This window comes from Emticicia sp. MM (genome assembly GCF_001649495.1).
The window spans coordinates 1-19732 of record NZ_LXHX01000082.1 but is presented as its reverse complement, the minus strand read 5'-3'; the positions used below and the strand labels follow the sequence as shown (position 1 = coordinate 19732).

Below are 19732 nucleotides of genomic sequence, written 5' to 3'. Positions count from 1 at the left end.
CTTCATATTGGTAGAAAATAAGTTAAATATTATTTATTTGTTGTGCGAAGTTTGTGAACTTCGCACGGGCGAAAAGTCATCTCCTGATGACAATATTTACGTTGACATCAGGAGATGTAACGACACAAATGCAAAGTCTCAGACTTCGCATAGCGAGATGCCCCAGCAGCAACAATGGAAAATCATAATCATTGAAATCGATTTAAACATGAAAAATAAAGTCTTAAAATTAGCCACATTATGTTTGCTAGTTTCATTTATATCTTATGCCCAAGACTTCAAGAAAACCACGCTTACACGTGATTTTCTTTCTGAGGGGGCAGCAGTAGCCGATTTGAATAAAGATGGTAAATTAGATATTATAGCGGGGTATTTTTGGTTTGAAGCCCCCAACTGGACACGCCACGAAATGGCTCAATCTAGGGCATTTAAACCACGTGAAGAATACAGTAATTCATTCTTGAATCTTGGTATGGATGTAAATCTCGATGGTTGGGATGATGTGGTTATTGTTGATTTTCCGGGAAAACCAGCTTTTTGGTTCGAAAATCCTAAGAAACAACAGGTTTCGGAGTGGAAAAAACACATCATTGCCGATTCGGTGGGTATTTCAAATGAATCACCAAATTTTGTTGATATGGATGGCGATGGCCGTTTGGATATCCTTTGTGGAGATAAAGCAAAAAAACAAATCATTTGGCTCCAAGCTCCAACCAAAAAGGGTGAAACTGTTTGGAAACGCTTCAATTTGACTCAAGAAAATGTGAAAGGCACCGAGATATTTTCGCATGGAATTGGCCTAGGTGATATCAATAATGATGGCATCAAGGATATTGTTATTCGTGAAGGATGGTTTCAAGGAACTAAAGATTTAAAAGGAGGCAATTGGGTATTTCATCCCGCCAATTTGGGCGAACCTTGTTCACACATGCAAGTATTTGATGTCAATGGCGATGGTAAAAACGATGTGGTGAGTGCTTCAGCACATGCTTTGGGCATTTGGTTTCATGAACAAATAAATGAACAAGGACAGATTAACTTCAAAACCCATACCATAAGCACAACTACTGCCCAAACGCATTCTTCAATCATGGCTGATTTGAATGGTGATGGCAAAAAAGAATACATTACAGGGAAGCGTTTCTTGGCACACCATGGTAGAGACCCCGGCGATGCCGATGCAGCTATTCTTCTGTACTTTGAGTTTGATTCGAAGAAACAACCCTATTATACCGAGCATATTATTGATAATGATTCTGGTTCGGGCTTAAATGTAAGTGTAGCCGATATCAACAAAGATGGTAAACTCGATATTATTACGGCCAATAAAAATGGCGTTTTTTTATTTGAAAATCAGTTAAAGAAAAAATAGCGTTTCTGCGTTTGAGACTTCTCAAAATTTATTGAATAAATTTCATTGCCACGAATACTTGAGACATAGTATTCGTGGCATATTCTCTTTCATTAGCGAAGGCCTAAAACCCTTGTGATAAGTCCTTTTTCATCTAATTACTTCAAACTTAGTCTATTTTCTCAATAATATCGGGCAAAATCGGTAATCCTTTGTTAATTTTGTTCGTTTTCATTCCAAAAATCAATAAAATTTATCGTGCTTTACAAAACCAGAAAAATACTTTTGCTGGCTATTATAGGTAGCTTTTATGCGTTTCTTACTTCGTTTATTTCGCCTCAAAAGACCTCAATAGATTTCCTTACTCGACAAGAAGGCTGGGCTGATAGTCTGCTTTCAACGATGAGTCTCGACGAAAAAGTTGGACAGTTATTTATGATTGCTACTTTTTCAAACCGTACGGAAACTTACTATCAACAAGTAGAAAATAATATTGCCACCTACCATTTGGGAGGATTGATTTTCTTTCAAGGTGGACCTTATCGTCAGGCACGTTTAACCAATCGTTATCAACAAATTTCCCGAATCCCATTATTAATAGGTATTGATGCCGAATGGGGCTTGGGTATGAGACTTGATAGTGTGATTGAGTTTCCGAAACAAATTACACTTGGTGCTATTCAGGATAATACTTACATCGAAAAATTTGGCGAAGAAGTTGGCCGCCAATGTAAACGTTTGGGTATTCACGTAAATTTTGCACCCTCAGTAGATGTTAATACAAACCCTAAGAATCCGATTATTAATTACCGTTCATTTGGGGAATTACAAGATAATGTAGCCGAAAAAGGGGTTATGTATATCAAAGGAATGAAAAAGTACCATGTGATGGGAAGTGCGAAGCATTTTCCGGGGCATGGCGATACTGACCAAGATTCGCACCGCACCTTACCTTGGGTAAGCCAAACACTCAGCCGCCTAAACGATATTGAGTTGATGCCTTTTCGTCGTTTGATTGCCGATAGTGTGGCAATGGTAATGACTGGGCATTTGTTTGTTCCTGCCCTCGAATCAAAAACTAATACCCCCACTTCTATTTCTCGAAAAGTGGTTACAGAAATTATAAAAGAACAAATGGGTTTTCAGGGCATTACGGTTACAGATGCCCTCAATATGCGTGGAATTACAGCTGGTTTACAAGCAGGAGAGCCTGAATTACTTGCCTTTTTAGCAGGAAATGATATTTTGTTGCAATCAGGAAATTTGCCCGCTGCCTTTAACCGAATCAAAGCTGCGGTTGAGAGTGGACAAATTCAAATGACTGATTTAGATGCACGCGTGAAGAAAATCTTAAAGGCAAAATTTTGGTCAGGTTTGAATAATTACAAACCTATCGAAATGGCTGGTTTGGGCACAGATTTGAATAGTGCCCAAGCCCAAGATTTAAAAGCAGACTTATTTGAACAGGCAGTAACAATTATCAAGAATCAAGATAATTTATTACCTTTTGTCAATCTCGATACCACTAGTTTTGCCTCGGTTGCCATTAGTGCCGAATCGGGTAATGAGTTTCAAAAAATGTTAAGTCAATACGCTAATTTTAAGCATTTTGCAATTCCATACAAACCTGCTGCTGATAAAGATGTAGCTTGGGTTTTAGAAGAAGCTTCGAAGTATAAGGTGGTGGTAGTAAGTGTACACGACATGAATAGTCGAGCTGATAGAAATTACGGTGTTTCGCCCGCCACTATTTCGTTTATCAATCAACTTCGAAACAAAACAAAAGTAGTTGTGGTAGGTTTTGGAAATCCATACGGAATGAAACTCTACGATGGTGTTCCGAATTTAGTTTGTGGTTATGAAGATGAAATTGCTTCGCAGCGAGTTGTTCCACAGGTATTATTTGGGGCATTGCCAGCCAAAGGAAAATTGCCAGTTTCAGTAACTTATGAGCAAAAAGTTGGGAATGGCATACAAACCGAACGCATTGGGCGTGTTTCGTTTGGGCCTCCCGAACGAGTTGGTATGAACTCAAAAAAATTAGATGAAATCGAACAGATTGTGCAACAAGGCATTAGCAATCGTGCATTTCCGGGGTGTCAGGTTTTAGTAGCAAGACAAGGAAAAGTAGTTTACAGCAAAAATTTTGGGACACTTCGCTATGGTGTGTATGAGCCCGTCAATGACCAAACCTTGTATGACGTTGCTTCAATGACAAAGGTTTCGGCCACGCTCCAAGCCGTGATGTTGCTCAATGAACGTGGTGCAATTGATTTAAACGAAAAAGCTTCTACTTATCTTCCAGAGTTAAAACAAACCAATAAAGAAGCCATGTTGGTTTCAGATATTCTGATGCACCAAGCAGGTTTAGTGGCCTTTATTCCGTTTTGGGAAAAAACAAAAACGGGGCCTACTTTTAAAGCCGATTATTATAGTTTTGCTAAAGATAGTTTAAACTTACAAGTAGCTGATAATCTGTTTATTAAGCCTGCAATTAGAGATTCTGTCTGGCGATGGGTACAGCAATCTAAACTTATCAATATATATGATAAATCAGGTGGATACCGCTATACTTACAGCGATTTAGGGCTAATTATTCTACAAAAAATGGTTGAGCGAATCACTAGCCAGCCATTAGAAGAATTCGTTGAGCAAAATGTATATGAGCCTTTAGGAATGACTTCAACACTTTATAATCCACTTAGTAGATTTCCCAAAGCAAATATTGCTCCAACCGAACAAGATGCAATTTTTAGGGCTTCGCAGATACAAGGAACCGTACATGACCCCAACGCAGCTTTGTTGGGGGGAGTGGCCGGCCATGCTGGGCTTTTTAGTAATGTGAATGATTTGGTGAAACTTTATCAAATGAACTTACAGAAAGGCTATTACGGTGGGAGACAGATTTTTTTTTCGACAACAGTGCCACATTTTGCCAGAAATTATACGCAGCGTAGTCACCGAGGTTTAGGTTGGGATAAACCCGAAGTAGGTGATGATAAGCCCGTAGTAGCAAGTGATGCCTCACCTAAAACATTTGGCCATACAGGTTTCACAGGTACAGCAGTTTGGGTTGACCCCGAACGAGAATTAGTGTTTATTTTTCTCTCAAACCGTGTGTATCAAAGTTCTGCCAACAACAAAATCAATACATTGAAAATTCGTAAGCGTATCCATGAGATAATCAACGCTTCTATTGTTCAATAATGCTATCTTCATTGTCGCCGCTTTCGCTTCTACTGATTATCAAATCTTCCTTTTGAGCTATTTGTAAATCAATCAAATTATCCTAACTTGCTTCTGCTAAATAGATTCTAGCGTTTAATTAAAATTTCCATTTTTATCCATCATTGTAAGACGCTTGTTCATCGCTTGCGGACTACCTCAATTTCAACTCATCTTATGAACAAAACGTATTTTTTCTCTTTATTTTTGATATTTGCTCTTGCTTTTGGGGCATCGGCTCAAAAAAAGAAAGTTATTCGAACGCTTATTGTTGATGGCCAAAATAATCACGTACAGTGGCCTAAAATAACGTTTATGATGAAAAAGTATTTGGAGGAAACGAGTCGATTTAAAGTAGATGTAAAACGTACTAAATATACTTGGGAAGGAGAGGAGTTTATCAAAAGCTTTCCAATTGAAGGCGTTGGCGAAACAGAAGCTTTGAAGAAATCTCAAATTGACCCAGATTTCAAACCAGATTTCTCAAAATATGATTTGGTAATCTGTAATTTTGGTTGGAATGCTGCTCCCTGGCCAGAAGAAACGCAAAAGAATTTTGAAAAATTCATGCAAAAAGGTGGAGGCTTAGTGGTTATTCATGCCGCCGATAATTCATTTCCTCAATGGATAGACTATAACAAAATGATTGGCATAGGAGGTTGGGGCGACCGCACAGAAAAAGATGGACCTTATGTGTATTACAACGATGAAGGTAAACTTATTAGAGATACAACCCCAGGCAGAGCGGGTTCGCATGGCCCACAACACGAATACATAGTTGAGACTCGCAATGCCGAACACCCAATTATGAAAGGAATGCCAACAAAGTGGTTACATACTAAAGATGAGTTATATGACCGTCTGAGAGGACCAGCCGAAAATATGGACGTTTTAGCAACGGCTTATTCATCGAAGGAGCAAAAAGGTACTGGACGCCACGAGCCAATTTTAATGGCACTCAATTATGGTAAAGGACGCATTTTTCATACTCCAATGGGTCACATTGATTACTCAGTGGAGTGTGTAGGCTTTATCACTTGCCTATTGAGAGGCTCAGAGTGGGCAGCAACTGGAAAGGTAACTTTCCCGATTCCACAAGATTTCCCAACGGCCGAAAAATCAAGTAGTAGAGCTTTTAAGTAAACAAAAATCTGAATTTATTCAATGAACTTAAAACAAAGCCGTAGCAATTTTTAAATTGTTGCGGCTTTGTTTTTTTATCTCAACATACCAATCTTACCTCGTTCAAAATCCATAAACAGAAAATCGAAGGGGTCTATATATTGATTGTTTTTCTTTAAAGTATAGTGTAAATGTGGTCCTGAAACCGTACCTGTCGCTCCTACTTCGCCAATTATCTGCATTCTCTTCACGTGGTGTCCCTTTTTTACCAATATTTTATTTAGGTGGCCGTAAATCGACTCAAAACCATAGCAGTGTTTGATTTTGATATAATTGCCCAAATCGGTCTTGAAACCTACTTCAATTACATCACCATCACCGGTGGCAATGGCTTTTTCACCAGTTGCCCCTTTGAGGTCGATACCTCTATGGAAAAGCAAAACTTTATGTATAGGATGATTTCTGACACCGTAAAACGAATTAATATTAACCGATTTATTCATCGGATAACCTGCCGGAATGGCATTTAAGAAAGTTTCTTTGAAAGGGTCGTTGTAAATGAGTCTAAGCATATCATTTACTTCAATCAATGGGGTAAGTTGGGTTTCCCAATAATCTTCTTGTGGTAAAATATTTTGAGCAAAAAGACTACTTTGGAAAATCAGCAAAAGTATAATAAGTTGTATTTTCTTCATTTTTTGTACACGACTTGTCAGAACACCCACAAAATTAAGTGAAATTGTGCGTAGGTATGACGTTTTGTAATAATTATGAAGTGTTTTCTTTAAATAGTCATATATCTAAATAAACAAAAGCTAAATGATTGTGGTTGTTTGGCTATGAACATTGTTTGGTTTAAAAGAGATTTACGCCTCAGCGACCACGCTGCTTTGAAAGCCGCTATTGAAGATGGCGAGTCGTTTTTGATGCTCTACATCTGGGAACCAAACATCATGGCTGATTCACATTATAGTCCACGGCATTGGAATTTTGTTCAGCAATCGCTCAACGACCTCAATCGGCAATTATCAGAAGCCAATCCACTTCTTCGAATTACGATTTTACAAGGTAATGCTAAGGAAATATTTCATGCAATTCATCAAAAATATCAGCTTAAAAAGGTTTTCTCTTACGAAGAAACTGGGCTTCGGATTACTTATGACCGAGATAAAGAATTGAGCCTGTTTTTTAAGGAAACTGCTATTGAATGGTGGGAATTTCAAACGAATGGGGTAGTCCGTAAACTGAAGAATCGAGATAATTGGGCTGAATATTGGAAAGAACAAATGCAAAAACCTTGGGATGTGCCAAATTGGACAAAACTAAGAGGTGATTGCTTAGTCTTTGATGAATCCAATGAAATTTACAAGCGTTTCTTGCCAAACGATTATTTGCTGAAAGATGCTAATAATTTTCAGCCGGGAGGAGAAACTTATGCTCATCGTTATCTGCAAAGTTTTTTGAGCGAACGAGCTAAAAATTATTCAAAACATATTTCAAAACCGCTCGAAAGTCGAAAAGGATGTAGCCGTCTTTCTCCTTATATCGCTTGGGGAAATTTGTCGATTCGACAGGTATATCAATATGCACAAAATGCCAAGAAGAAAGTCGCTCATCGAAGAGATTTAGATAACTTTATTTCACGACTTCACTGGCATTGCCATTTCATTCAAAAATTTGAGTTGGAAGACCGAATGGAGTTTGAAAACTTAAATCGAGGCTATGATAATATAGAAAGGATTGATAATGAGTATTTTATAGAAAGGTGGCAAAGTGGGCTTACGGGGTATCCGCTTATAGATGCCTGTATGCGATGTGTATGCCAAACTGGTTACCTAAACTTCCGAATGAGAGCAATGGTCGTTTCTTTTCTAACCCATCAACTTTTCCAACATTGGAAAACGGGTGCCGTATTCTTGGCTCAACAGTTTCTTGATTTTGAAGTGGGTATTCATTATCCTCAGTTTCAAATGCAAGCGGGCGTAACAGGCATGAATACCGTAAGAATGTATAACCCTGTGAAGCAATCGCAGGACCATGACCCTAATGGTATCTTTATAAAAACATGGGTTAAAGAACTCGAAAATTGTCCCGAAAACTTTATTCATGAACCATGGAAAATGACTCCAATGGAACAAGAATTATATAATTTCAGGTTGGGAGAAAATTATCCTTTTCCAATAATTGATTTAGAAGAGGCAACCAAAAAAGCCAAAGAGCAAATTTGGGGAATTAGAAAACAGCAATTAGTTCGAGTCGAAAATAAACGAATTTTAAATAAACACGTTGTAAGAAATAGGAAAAGGTAAGATTTACCTTTCAGAATCAAACTATACGATAATTCTCAAATGATAGCAGTGAAACATAAACCATTCATTTATCTTCTAACTTCCATGTACGTGGCAGGCATTATAGGGTTAAATCTTGATGTAACCGCTACGCTTTTTAAGTTTCTGACTCCTTTTAATCTCTTGGCCTCTTTAGGTATTTTGCTTTATTTTCATAATGAATGGAATCGGAGTTTCGTTATTTTTATTGTAGTAGCTTTCTTGGTGGGCTATTTCGTTGAAGTGGTTGGTGTAAATACGGGCTTGATTTTTGGGCATTATCGCTATGATACAACCCTTGGGTTTAAAATATTAGAAACCCCGCCATTGATTGGTGTTAACTGGCTACTTTTGGTTTATTGTGTGGGTAGTTCGTTTTGTCGGGTCAATAAGCCGCTTTACTTTAAAGTCCTTTACGGAGCTTTACTCATGACAATGTTCGATTATTTGGCTGAACCCATCGCAATTCGTTTAGAAATGTGGTCGTGGTTTGGGCAATTACCACCCTTACAAAATTATATTGGTTGGTTTTTGGTATCTGCTTTTTTACTGACACTTTTCCATTGGTTACCTTTTCGTAAAGATAATAAGATTGCACTTGTGCTACTTATTCTACAAATTTGCTTTTTCGGAATTCAAAGTTTATTGTTTTAAAACTTCAGAATTATGATATTGCTACAAATTTTTAATCCGCAGATAGTACAGATTTATTAATGCTAATTTTCGCAGATTTTATTATATTTTCGGCGAAAATCAGCGTTTTTTTAGAAATTAGCGTTATCTGCATGCCATCATTTTTATTGCGATGGTATTTTTATAATTGCGTAAAACTTTATTGACCTATTAACAGAAAAACACACGCCACGATGAAACCCTTTCTAAGAATACTTGCTGTTGGTTTTACTGGTTTAGCATTAATTAGTAGCTGCGAAACCCAAACAGAAAATACCAGTCCTATTTTAGCGAGTAATGGAGATGCTATTTTCTCTAAGTATATAGCTGTTGGTGGTTCGCTCACAGCTGGTTATACCAATGGCGGCTTATATCGTGAAGGACAACTCAACGCTTTTCCTAATCTAATTGCTCAACAAGCTGGAGTAAAGTTTGAGCAAGCTCTTTTTCCTGCAGGTCAAGAAAACGGAACAGGTTATTTAACTACAACATTGAGTAACATCGCTCCTGTATTTAATAAAGTTACAGATAAGTTAGGTGTGGTAAGCACTTCTCCATTTGTTTTAAGTAAATATGCAAGTATTAATAATAATTATGGGGTTGTAGGTTTGCGTGTAGCTGATATCAACAAAGCTGGTTTAGGAAATGCCAAAACTCAAGGATTTAACCCATTTTTTGAGCGAATTTTACCAGTGAGTAAGGAAGAACTATCTTATACTGATTTCGTTAAAGAAAGTAGCCCAAGTTTTTTTACGCTGAGTTTGGGTGAGCAAGATTTGTTAGTTTATGCGGTTTCGGGTGGTAAAATTGCCATGACAGAAACCTCGTCTTTTGCTATCAATATTCAAAAATTGCTCGATGCTTTGGTTGTTAATAAGGCTCCAGGTATTCTAACCAATCTTCCAAATATTCTTGATTTACCCTATTTCAACTTTTACTCGTTTGCTGAATTATCTAAAAATTTAGGGGTAACAGAAATATATATTACTGCGGGTAATGGGGTTATTAGAGCGGCCACAGCCAATGATAAAATCTTAATAGATGCCATTCCGAATGTAGGAAAAGTAAATGCCGTAGGTCAGAAAAAAGGCTTCACGGCGGCATATCCGCTAAGTAACGAGGAAGTGTTAGATAAAGATGAAATAAATATTATTGCTGCACGTCAGAATGATTTTAATGGAATTCTAAAATTTGAGGCAGAAAAGCGGTCAATTACACTTTTTGATTTGAATAGCTTATATACGAAAATCAAAAACAAAACTTATACCGTCAATGGCTTGACATTTGAAAGTTCTCCCCTAACTGGAGGTTTTTTTAGTCTTGATGGTATCAATCCAACACCAAGAGGCTCGGCTGTCATTGCCAACGAAATTATCAAGGTTATCAACGAAAATTATAAAAATTCGCTCAAAACCACAATTCCTTCGCTTGATGTTAGTAAATTTGAAGGTTTAAAAATCAAATGATAGCTTTACTTCACTAAGGCTTACCCTTTAGCGAAGCCCATAATAATGAAAATCTCAATCATCACTGTTGCGTTTAATTCAGCTGCCACCATTAAAGATACCATTGATAGCGTACTGGCACAAGACTATCCATCAATCGAATACATAATTGTTGACGGAGGCTCAAAAGATGGTACTGTTGAGATTTTGGAATCCTACGGAGATAAAATTAAGTGGGTTTCAGAAAAAGATAATGGTATTTATGATGCCATGAATAAGGGTGTAAAAATGGCTACTGGCTATGCGATAGGCGTAATGGGTTCGGATGATTTTTACCCTAATAATCAGGTGATTAGTAAAGTTGCAAAAGCTTTCAAAGAATCAAAAGCAGATTCGGTTTATGGAGACTTATATTACGTAGATTTTGTAGATACGAATAAAATTGTCCGTAACTGGATATCAGGCTCATATAATCGTAAACGCTTTTTGAATGGCTGGATGCCCCCACATACTGCCTTTTTCTTGACTAAAGCAGCCTATGATAAATATGGGTTTTATAATATCTCGTATCGTAGTGCAGGAGATTACGAACTGATGCTTCGAATGCTTTATAAGCATAAACTCTCTTCTTTTTATATTCCCGAAGTACTCATGAAAATGCGTACAGGCGGTACAAGTAATGCTTCTCTTAAAAACAGAATTAGAGCCAATAAAGAAGACCGTCGAGCATGGGCTGAGAATGGTCTTGTGCCTCGTTGGTACACACTTTATGCGAAGCCTATTTCAAAATTATTTCAATGGATTGTGAAGTAATTTTTGCCATTATGTTTGTCGAAATTTAATAACTTTGAGTATGTCGTCTCATCATATCGTACGTGAAAAACAGGAACCGGCTCTTATTATTGCCAATGGCGAAAGTTGTAGTGTAGAATTACTTGGGCAGCTATTAGAATGGAGTCCATTTGTAGTTGTGCTTGATAATGCCATTCACCGTGTCATTTCTCTTGGAATCAAAGTCGATGTGCTTTTAGGCGATTTTGATAGAGATATAAATTTACAAGAAATTGAACAAAGCCAATACCCGATTGAGATTGTTTACACGCCAGACCAAGATAAAACAGACCTTGAAAAAGCTTTCGATTTTTTAATTAATAGAGGTTTTCCTGCGGCAAATGTGGTTTGGGCAACGGGTCGAAGAGCTGACCATGCCATTACGAACATGACTAATATCGTTCGTTACAAAAGTAAACTTTCGATTGTTATGATAGATGATTTCTCAGTTATCTACCCTTTGCTGCCCTTTCCTGCAAGCTTTGAAAAGTGGTATGCGAAAGGCACACAAATCTCACTTATTCCTATTGGTTCTGCTACTGGAATTATAACCAAAAATCTTGTTTATAATATTGATAATGAGGAACTTATATTGGGTTATCGTTCGGGAAATAGTAATGAAGTTGCGGCTGATGGAATTGTTAGAGTTTCGTACAAATCAGGAGACCTCTTACTAATGGAGTGCCATGACTAATAATTCAATTTTCAATGTGGATAACTTTTTCAGAATTTTCTTTTTTTTCTGAAAATAAAATATTTACATTTGTCAATGAAAATAGCCACAAACTGCAACTTAAAAGACTCTAATTGGAGAAGCAAAAATAGTTTATTTAATGTGGATAACTTTTTTATTAGACTTTTCCTATCTCACTGTTAAGTAACTAACTGATTATTAGTTCTTAATATTCTCTTAATATTACACTTTTTAATTATCGGTCAATAGGTATAGTTTTTGGATTTTTATATGCCTTGATATTTTACTAATTTTACATCTGTTACTTACTTACAGTATGTAGTAAATTTGACCTTACATAGACTGCTTTATAATTTTTTTTAGTGAATCCAAAAAGTGACTAGCAGTCACATAAATTACGTAAATAATATAATTAGTTTTAAAGCTAAGATTCCTTTATTAAACCATTTTTTTGGTTTGCTTAAGACATTGTTGTGAATCCCATAAAACACTTTTAAAAAGGCTGCCTATGTTTGTAATTAAAAGAGACGGACGCCGCGAGTCGGTAAAGTTCGACAAAATCACTGCTCGTATTGAGCGACTTTGTTATGGCTTAGAGCCAGCATTTGTCCAACCCGTTGAGGTTGCCATGAAAGTAGTAGCAGGTATCTACGATGGTGTTTCTACATCAGAGTTAGATAGTTTAGCTGCTGAAACGGCTGCTTCGATGACAACCAAGCACCCTGATTACGCTATTTTAGCGGCAAGGATTGCTATTTCTAACCTCCATAAGAACACTCTTAAGTCATTTTCGGGTACAATGAAAATGTTGTATCAATACATCGACCCGAAAACTGGCCAAAATGCCTCTTTAATCGCCAAAGACACATGGAAAGTAATTCAGAAACATGCCGCTTTGCTTGATTCTGCAATTATCTATGACCGAGATTTTGGTTATGATTATTTTGGTTATAAAACCCTTGAAAAATCTTATCTATTAAAAGTAAACGGAAAAATTGTTGAGCGTCCACAGCACATGCTTATGCGTGTAGCAGTAGGTATTCATGGCGAAGACATTGACCGTGTACTGGAAACTTATGAATTATTGTCGGAGCGTTGGTTTACACACGCAACCCCAACATTGTTCAATGCTGGTACGCCGAAACCACAACTTTCATCATGTTTCTTATTGACGATTAAAGAAGATAGTATCACTGGTATTTACGATACACTTGGGCAAACAGCAAAAATTTCACAGTCAGCTGGTGGAATTGGCTTAGCCATCCATAATGTACGTGCTACTGGTTCATACATTAAAGGTACTAATGGCACTTCAAATGGTATCGTGCCGATGCTACGTGTGTTCAACGATACTGCTCGCTACGTTGACCAAGGTGGTGGTAAAAGAAAAGGTTCTTTTGCTATCTACATTGAGCCTTGGCATGCCGATATCTTTGAATTCTTAGATTTGAGAAAAAACCACGGTAAAGAAGAACTTCGTGCTAGAGATTTATTCTATGCACTTTGGATTTCTGATTTATTCATGAAACGCGTAGAAGCTAATGACACTTGGTCGTTATTCTGCCCGAATGAAGCTCCGGGTTTATCTGATTGCTACGGAGAAGAGTTTGATCGACTATATGAGAAATATGAGTTAGAAGGAAAAGCTCGCAAGACAATCAAAGCCCAAGATTTATGGTTTGCCATCATGGAATCTCAAATTGAGACAGGTACGCCATACATGCTTTATAAAGATGCAGCTAACCAAAAGTCTAATCAAAAGAATTTAGGAACGATTAAATCTTCGAACCTTTGTACGGAGATTATTGAATATACAGCACCAGACGAAGTAGCGGTGTGTAATTTGGCTTCGATTGCTTTACCTAAGTATATCATCAAAGATGAGAAAACAGGTTTCATGAAGTTTGACCATCAAAAACTTTATGAAGTAACTAAAGTAATCACTAAAAACCTTAATAAAGTAATTGATGTAAACTACTATCCAGTGATTGAGGCAGAGCGTAGTAACTTACGCCACCGCCCGATTGGTTTGGGTGTTCAAGGTTTAGCAGATACCTTTATTACTTTAAGAATGCCATTTGAGTCGGATGAGGCTCGTAGATTAAACAAAGAAATCTTCGAAACCATCTACTTTGCGGCTATGGAATCTTCAATGGAAATGGCTATTACTGATGGTCCATATTCAACTTGGGAGGGGTCGCCAATTTCACAAGGTATTTTCCAATTTGACATGTGGGGTGTATCTCCAGATTCTGGTCGCTGGAATTGGGAAGAATTACGTGAAAAAGTAAAAACACATGGCGTAAGAAACTCTTTATTAGTTGCTCCAATGCCGACGGCCTCAACGAGCCAAATTTTGGGTAACAACGAGTGTTTTGAGCCATATACATCAAATATTTACACACGTCGTGTACTTTCTGGTGAGTTTGTAGTTGTAAACAAACACTTACTGAAAGATTTAGTGAAAATTGGTTTGTGGAACGATACCATGAAAAACAAACTAATTGCCGCTAATGGTTCAGTACAAGGAATTGCAGAGATTCCACAAAACTTGAAAGACTTGTATCGTACGGCGTGGGAAATTAAGCAAAAAACCATCATTGATATGGCAGCTGACCGTGGAGCATATATTTGCCAAAGCCAGTCGCTTAATATCTTCATGGAAAATGCCAATTTCGGAAAACTTACTTCGATGCATTTCTACGCATGGAAAGCAGGCTTGAAAACAGGTATGTATTACCTACGTACGAAAGCAGCTTCTGATGCAGTGAAATTTACAGTTGACCGCCAAGCAATTGCTGAGGTTGTACCTGCAACATCGGCGGTATCAGAAAAACCTTTAGACTATGTAAAATATGCTGAAGAACAAACTGCCAAAGCAACTGCAGCAGCAACTTTCACAAGTGAGGCAGAATACCAATATGCAGCAATGCAATGCTCACTTGATGACCCAGAAGGTTGCGAAATGTGTGGCTCTTAATGGATTCCGACTTGACTATGCTTTTTCTTAATATAATCTATAAAAACCACCCCAAAAGGGTGGTTTTGTTTTTAATTACTGATTTCCACAAAAGCCTCGGCTGTTTCTTCTCCACTTTTGGCTAAAATTCGATAAACTCCAGCATTATCTGCCGCAAAGAATGAGCAATGATTACTAAGTAGATTTGGCAACCAAAAAATACTGGTACGAATATCAAGTTTACTTGATTCTTTGGCTTGTGCTGAACTATAATTTGGACTAAAAAATGGTTTATAAGATTTATATCCTACAATGCTCAGCATTTTGGTACTTGATTTTAAACCATTATTATTTCTCTCGGAAGGCTTTACAACTGATGATTTAGTATAAATCGCAATAACACCGTTGGCACCCCTAGAACCAAACATGGCACGGGCGGTTTTTAATACCTCGATGCGGTCAATGTTATCCATACTAACATTCATTAATGAATTAACATTTTCTACTGGAAAACCATCAATTAAGTAGAGCGGAGCAGAATCACCTTCAATCGAATTCTGACCTCCACGCATGCGTACTCTAATTATGCCATCGGCTGCTAGTACTACTTGTAAGCCCGGTACTTTACCCTGTAGTGCCAAAACGGGATTCATGCCAGATAATGCGGGACTTATTTCCTTTGAAAATACAGTGAAGTCGGGGTTTCCGTAGAGTGGCTTACTTACAAACTGTTTTTCAGTACGTTTGGTGGTTACACTCACTTCCTCTAATGCAATGGCATCTTTGGGAATATCAATATTATTTTCAATTAAAACCGCTGAAGGTAAGTCTTTTACTATGAAATTGAGCTTTATATTTGAGGGCTTGATAGTAGGGAAATCCTCTACGTCAAAGAGTACTTTCTCAAGGAGTTTACCTTTCAAATCGGTGGCTTGATAGTTAATATCAGTAGTATCGCTTAACTGAATACCCGAAACAAAAAAATGTCCTTCGGCATCAGTTTGTGTTGTTAGTGGATATTGATTTTGACCGAAGTAAAAAATAATATTTGCTAGAGTAGGCTTGTTATTTTTATCAAGTACCTTGCCTGAAAGTTTAAGCCCTGTTTCTGCTAAAAATTTAAACTCTGGAATCGTTTTGAATGAGGTGGCTGGCAAAAAACTACTATTAGAACTTACTAAAGTATTACACGAACGAACAGCCATGGTGTCGGTGACTGAGATACAAAAATTTTTACTTTCAATTCCTTCAATTTTTACATTGATTTTTTCACGTTTTTGATAGGCCTTTTTATCGGTCGTTATCTTAAAATACGTTTTAAGTGGAAAGTTTTGGGCAGAAACTACATACTGTTTAGGCGAAATAATCGGTATAATTTGCTCATAGAAACAGCTATCTCCAAAATTACGCATCCATTGGGTATAAGCACGAATCCGATAATTTCCTAAAGCAAGGTCATTGGGTAAAGCTATCATTCCTTTAAATTGCAGGGAGTCGACGTGGTGTTTTTGTCGAGCAATTAATTCATTTTGTGGGCTAATCCATTCTACATAAACCACTTTACTGATAGAGTCGCTCATTGTGGCATCTGCGTAGTGCATTCTTCCCGCAAACCAAAGATTTTCGTTTGGATGATAATAGGCTTTATTACTGATAAGCTGTACGCGTTCTTGCAAACGCCAAATACTTCGTTGGGTGGTGGAGTCGAGAGAAACATTGATTTTCTCTTTAGGAATTTCTCGCTCGACATTTTCATTAGGCAAATAATCAAGCGGAAGCATTTCTGCCAAACGCTTACTACTCATAAAACCAGAAATAACCAAATCTTTGGGGTTTTGGATGATGCCTCGGTCGTTAAAATCTAAATCTTTTAAACTTTCAATCCACGAAATCATACGGGTATCATCACGGTAAAACTGACCATTATAATAAGGACTAGCAAAATGGAGTTCGATACGTTTTGGAAATCTAATTCGATATTCAGTAGCTATTTTACCTTTTCTAACAATCGAATCGAGGGGGTAAGCTAGAATACTTTTCCCTAATTGACCATAAAAATTGGCGGTTCGGTTGGCTGGATTGAAACCTGCAGCATCGACAAATGCTTCATAGCCTTCAGTTTTTAGTTTTCTTTGAGCCAAAGCCCAAAATAAGTGCCGGTCAGAACCTTCAAAAGCCATTAACCGGTTTTGTTTCCATTTGCTTGCCTCTTTTTCGCTTACAGGTTTGAGTTCTTCAAAGCGAGCATAACCTTGGTATTGAATTTCTTCATTGGCTAAAATAAAGTTAGTTAGTGTAAAGAACATTCTATACCCTAAAGCAAGATTTTCAATTTCGATGGGCTGTTTAGCGGTGGCTTTTAATGTCCCTTTAGTGTCTTCGAAATCAATCAGGTAATTATTTTTGATATTACATAACTTAGATAAAGGAGAATCTCCTAAAATACTTTTCGAAAAACGTTGAAATTGTTTTTCCCAAGTTTTATCTCTATTGGCCGAAACCTTTACTTCACTGAGTTCTTGTTCAATCGGATTAATGGTAAAGTCAACTTCCTTTGTTCCTTCGGTTTCAATCCTAATGGTTTGGCGAGCGGGAGCATAGCCCACCATCGAAACCGATACGATGACTGTTCCAAAAGGGATTTTTGAAAGGGTATATTCTCCTTTTTCGTTTGAACTCGTTCCTTTGGTAGTATTAGCTACAAAAACATTGGCAAAGGGTACTATTTCAGAAGTTTTGGCATCGCGAACTACACCTTTTATACTGAATGTTTGGGCAAAGAGATTGGAGCTTAAAAGAAAAAAATAACACAATTTGAAGAGGTTGGAGCGGAAAAGCAAATTCATGATAAATAATAGTTAAATTGTGTAGTCAGAACTTTACAATCTTTTTGTAACGAAAATATTTTAGTAATAGTATTTAAAAGATAGAATTAACGAAATATTTCGACGTAAAACCTTCATTTTTTCGTTTCCTAAGCATCCCCATTTTTAAAGGGAATACTTAGTTATTGAATTTTTTGAAGTACAAGCCCATAAAATTCTTCGGGTCTGAATACTTTGTCAAATTGCTTCACGGACTCATGTTCTTGGCTACCGTCGGGGTGGAGTTCGAGTTGAAAGAAATCTTGGTTTTCTTGCGAAATGCTTTCAATATCGAAATGGCAAGATTCGATAACGACGGCTTCATAGAGGAAATACAGGTTATCCGCTTTTAGATGTTTTAGCATTTGCCCAAAAGCAATAATCCATTCGGTTTTGTACCATAGAAAATTGAAAATACTACCTTTCTGAAAGCTTTTATTTGAAAGATAGGCTACATAAACCATTCGCTCTTCTAAACTTAAAGTAGCAAAAAAATCATCGAATAGTTTGCCGTCTTGTTTCCAAGCTTCTTCTTTTGGACGAATTTGTTTTCTAAATATTTCCTTTAGCTGTTGTTCGTTGCTCAATTCTTCTGAATGAAAAATAATTTTCTTAGAAAATACTTGCTGGTGAAACAAGTTGAATAGGCCACGCTTAGGGTCATGTTGAAACTTCGGTTGTTTTTCTTTGCGATTGGCAATGAGTAGTCGAAGTGCAAAAACTATCAATAAAATTAACTTAAAAATTACCCAAATGTGTTTCATTCCTCAATGCTTGTTCCTCTGTTTAATTAAGCCAAAATTCCTTTAATCACTTGTCCATGCACATCGGTTAATCTAAAACGCCTACCTTGGTACTTATAAGTCAGTTGTTCATGGTCGATTCCCATTAAATGTAATAAAGTTGCTTGAAAATCGTGCACATGCACTGGGTTTTTGATGATATTATAGCTAAAATCATCGGTTTCGCCGTAGCTAAACCCCGATTTTACACCCGCACCTGCCATCCACATCGTAAAGCATCTTGGGTGGTGGTCTCGGCCATAATCATCTTTGGTGAGTTTACCTTGCGAATAAACTGTTCTGCCAAATTCTCCACCCCAAACCACCAAAGTATCTTCCAGTAAACCTCTTCTTTTCAAATCAATAATCAAGGCGGCGGTGGCTTTATCAGTTTGCTTGCATTGGTGAGCCATTCCTTTGGGTAGGGAGCCGTGATGGTCCCAGCCTTGATGATAAAGCTGCACAAATCTGACGTCTTTTTCGAGTAATTTCCGAGCTAAAAGGCAATTGGCGGCATACGTTCCTTTATCTCGGCTACCTTCTCCGTAAAGCTCAAAAACTTCATCGGGTTCTTTAGAAGTATCCATTACTTCGGGAACAGAGGTCTGCATCCGATATGCCATTTCGTATTGGGCGATTCGGGCATCTACTTCGGGGTCACCCCAAGTTTCATTTTGCAATTGGTTGAGTTTGGTCAAATATTCCAACATTTGTTGGCGGTCTTGGCCGTCATAACCTTCGGGATTATTAAGAAATAAAACAGGGTCTTTACCTGAGCGGAATTGCACTCCTTGATGCTCAGAAGGTAGGAAGCCATTGCCCCACAAACGAGCATAAAGTGGCTGGTCTTTCGAGGCATCTTTTGAAACCAAAACAATAAACGCAGGCAGATTTTGATTTTCAGAACCCAAACCGTAGCTCATCCAAGAGCCGATAGAAGGGCGACCTGGCAATTGATGTCCAGTTTGAAAAAATGTTATGGCGGGGTCATGATTGATTTGCTCAGTAAACATAGATTTTACGATACACAAATCATCGACTACTTGAGCCGTGTAAGGTAGCAAATCACTTACCCAAGTCTTAGTTTTTCCGTATTGATTAAATTTATAGGCCGACGGAACAAGCGGTAAAACCGCTTGATTGGCACTCATACCTGTAAGTCTTTGCCCTTTTCTAACCGAATCGGGTAAGCCTTGACCAAAAAGATTAGCGAGTTTTGGTTTATAATCGAAAGTTTCAAATTGTGAAGGCCCTCCACTCATAAAGAGATAAACCACTCGTTTGGCTTTTGGTGCAATACTGGGCAAAGCTTTCATGATTTGTTCTTCGAGTGTATTTCCTCTGGCGTTTGAACTAATCAAACTACCTAAAGCCATTGCACCCAAACCAGAGGCCGTACGGAGTAAAAAATCACGTCGGTCGAGCTTTCGATTCAATGCCGAAAACTCAGGAGAATGAAG

At 37.6% G+C, this 19732-nt stretch carries 13 protein-coding genes; 9 read left to right on the top strand and 4 right to left on the bottom strand.

Annotated elements, in window-relative coordinates:
* Positions 1 to 208: 208 nt before the first annotated feature.
* From A6M55_RS09785 to A6M55_RS09775, 3 genes are all read left to right on the top strand, one after another.
* Complete coding sequence (locus tag A6M55_RS09785) at positions 209 to 1372, top strand: FG-GAP repeat domain-containing protein (RefSeq protein ID WP_409012486.1); 1164 nt, start codon at positions 209 to 211, stop codon at positions 1370 to 1372.
* A 264-nt stretch (positions 1373 to 1636) separates the two neighbouring features.
* Positions 1637 to 4558 carry a glycoside hydrolase family 3 N-terminal domain-containing protein gene (locus A6M55_RS09780; protein WP_229235503.1) on the top strand — a complete coding sequence of 974 codons (2922 nt, stop codon included), beginning with the start codon at positions 1637 to 1639 and terminating at the stop codon, positions 4556 to 4558.
* A gap of 195 nt (positions 4559 to 4753) precedes the next feature.
* Complete coding sequence (locus A6M55_RS09775; protein ID WP_015028222.1) at positions 4754 to 5719, top strand: ThuA domain-containing protein; 966 nt, start codon at positions 4754 to 4756, stop codon at positions 5717 to 5719.
* A gap of 74 nt (positions 5720 to 5793) precedes the next feature.
* On the opposite strand, the gene A6M55_RS09770 is transcribed toward A6M55_RS09775, so the two are convergent.
* Complete coding sequence (locus tag A6M55_RS09770) at positions 5794 to 6393, bottom strand: M23 family metallopeptidase (RefSeq protein WP_156511020.1); 600 nt, start codon at positions 6391 to 6393, stop codon at positions 5794 to 5796.
* A gap of 144 nt (positions 6394 to 6537) precedes the next feature.
* Between A6M55_RS09770 and A6M55_RS09765 the strand changes: the two genes are divergently transcribed.
* From A6M55_RS09765 to A6M55_RS09740, 6 genes are all read left to right on the top strand, one after another.
* The gene (locus A6M55_RS09765) at positions 6538 to 8007 is read left to right on the top strand and encodes a deoxyribodipyrimidine photo-lyase (RefSeq protein ID WP_064197431.1); all 1470 of its coding nucleotides are present in this window, start codon (positions 6538 to 6540) and stop codon (positions 8005 to 8007) included.
* 39 nt (positions 8008 to 8046) lie between these two features.
* Entirely contained in the window at positions 8047 to 8679 is a 633-nt protein-coding gene (locus tag A6M55_RS09760; RefSeq protein ID WP_015028219.1) for a carotenoid biosynthesis protein, read from the top strand.
* A gap of 212 nt (positions 8680 to 8891) precedes the next feature.
* Positions 8892 to 10163 carry an SGNH/GDSL hydrolase family protein gene (locus tag A6M55_RS09755; protein WP_064197430.1) on the top strand — a complete coding sequence of 424 codons (1272 nt, stop codon included), beginning with the start codon at positions 8892 to 8894 and terminating at the stop codon, positions 10161 to 10163.
* 45 nt (positions 10164 to 10208) lie between these two features.
* Positions 10209 to 10955 (top strand): glycosyltransferase family 2 protein, encoded by a 747-nt coding sequence (locus tag A6M55_RS09750; protein WP_064197429.1) that lies wholly within the window; start codon positions 10209 to 10211, stop codon positions 10953 to 10955.
* Positions 10956 to 10995: 40 nt separating this feature from the next.
* Complete coding sequence (locus A6M55_RS09745) at positions 10996 to 11667, top strand: thiamine diphosphokinase (RefSeq protein ID WP_064197428.1); 672 nt, start codon at positions 10996 to 10998, stop codon at positions 11665 to 11667.
* Between the two features lie 508 nt (positions 11668 to 12175).
* Positions 12176 to 14647 carry a ribonucleoside-diphosphate reductase subunit alpha gene (locus A6M55_RS09740; protein WP_064197427.1) on the top strand — a complete coding sequence of 824 codons (2472 nt, stop codon included), beginning with the start codon at positions 12176 to 12178 and terminating at the stop codon, positions 14645 to 14647.
* A 71-nt stretch (positions 14648 to 14718) separates the two neighbouring features.
* On the opposite strand, the gene A6M55_RS09735 is transcribed toward A6M55_RS09740, so the two are convergent.
* The 3 genes from A6M55_RS09735 to A6M55_RS09725 form a co-directional block, all read right to left on the bottom strand.
* Positions 14719 to 17472: a carboxypeptidase-like regulatory domain-containing protein gene (locus A6M55_RS09735; RefSeq protein WP_064197426.1), complete on the bottom strand. Its 2754-nt coding sequence runs from the start codon at positions 17470 to 17472 to the stop codon at positions 14719 to 14721.
* Between the two features lie 161 nt (positions 17473 to 17633).
* Positions 17634 to 18254: a hypothetical protein gene (locus A6M55_RS09730; RefSeq protein ID WP_064197425.1), complete on the bottom strand. Its 621-nt coding sequence runs from the start codon at positions 18252 to 18254 to the stop codon at positions 17634 to 17636.
* 26 nt (positions 18255 to 18280) lie between these two features.
* On the bottom strand, positions 18281 to 19732 hold a 1452-nt coding region (locus A6M55_RS09725), incomplete at its 5' end, for a DUF1501 domain-containing protein (RefSeq protein ID WP_229235502.1).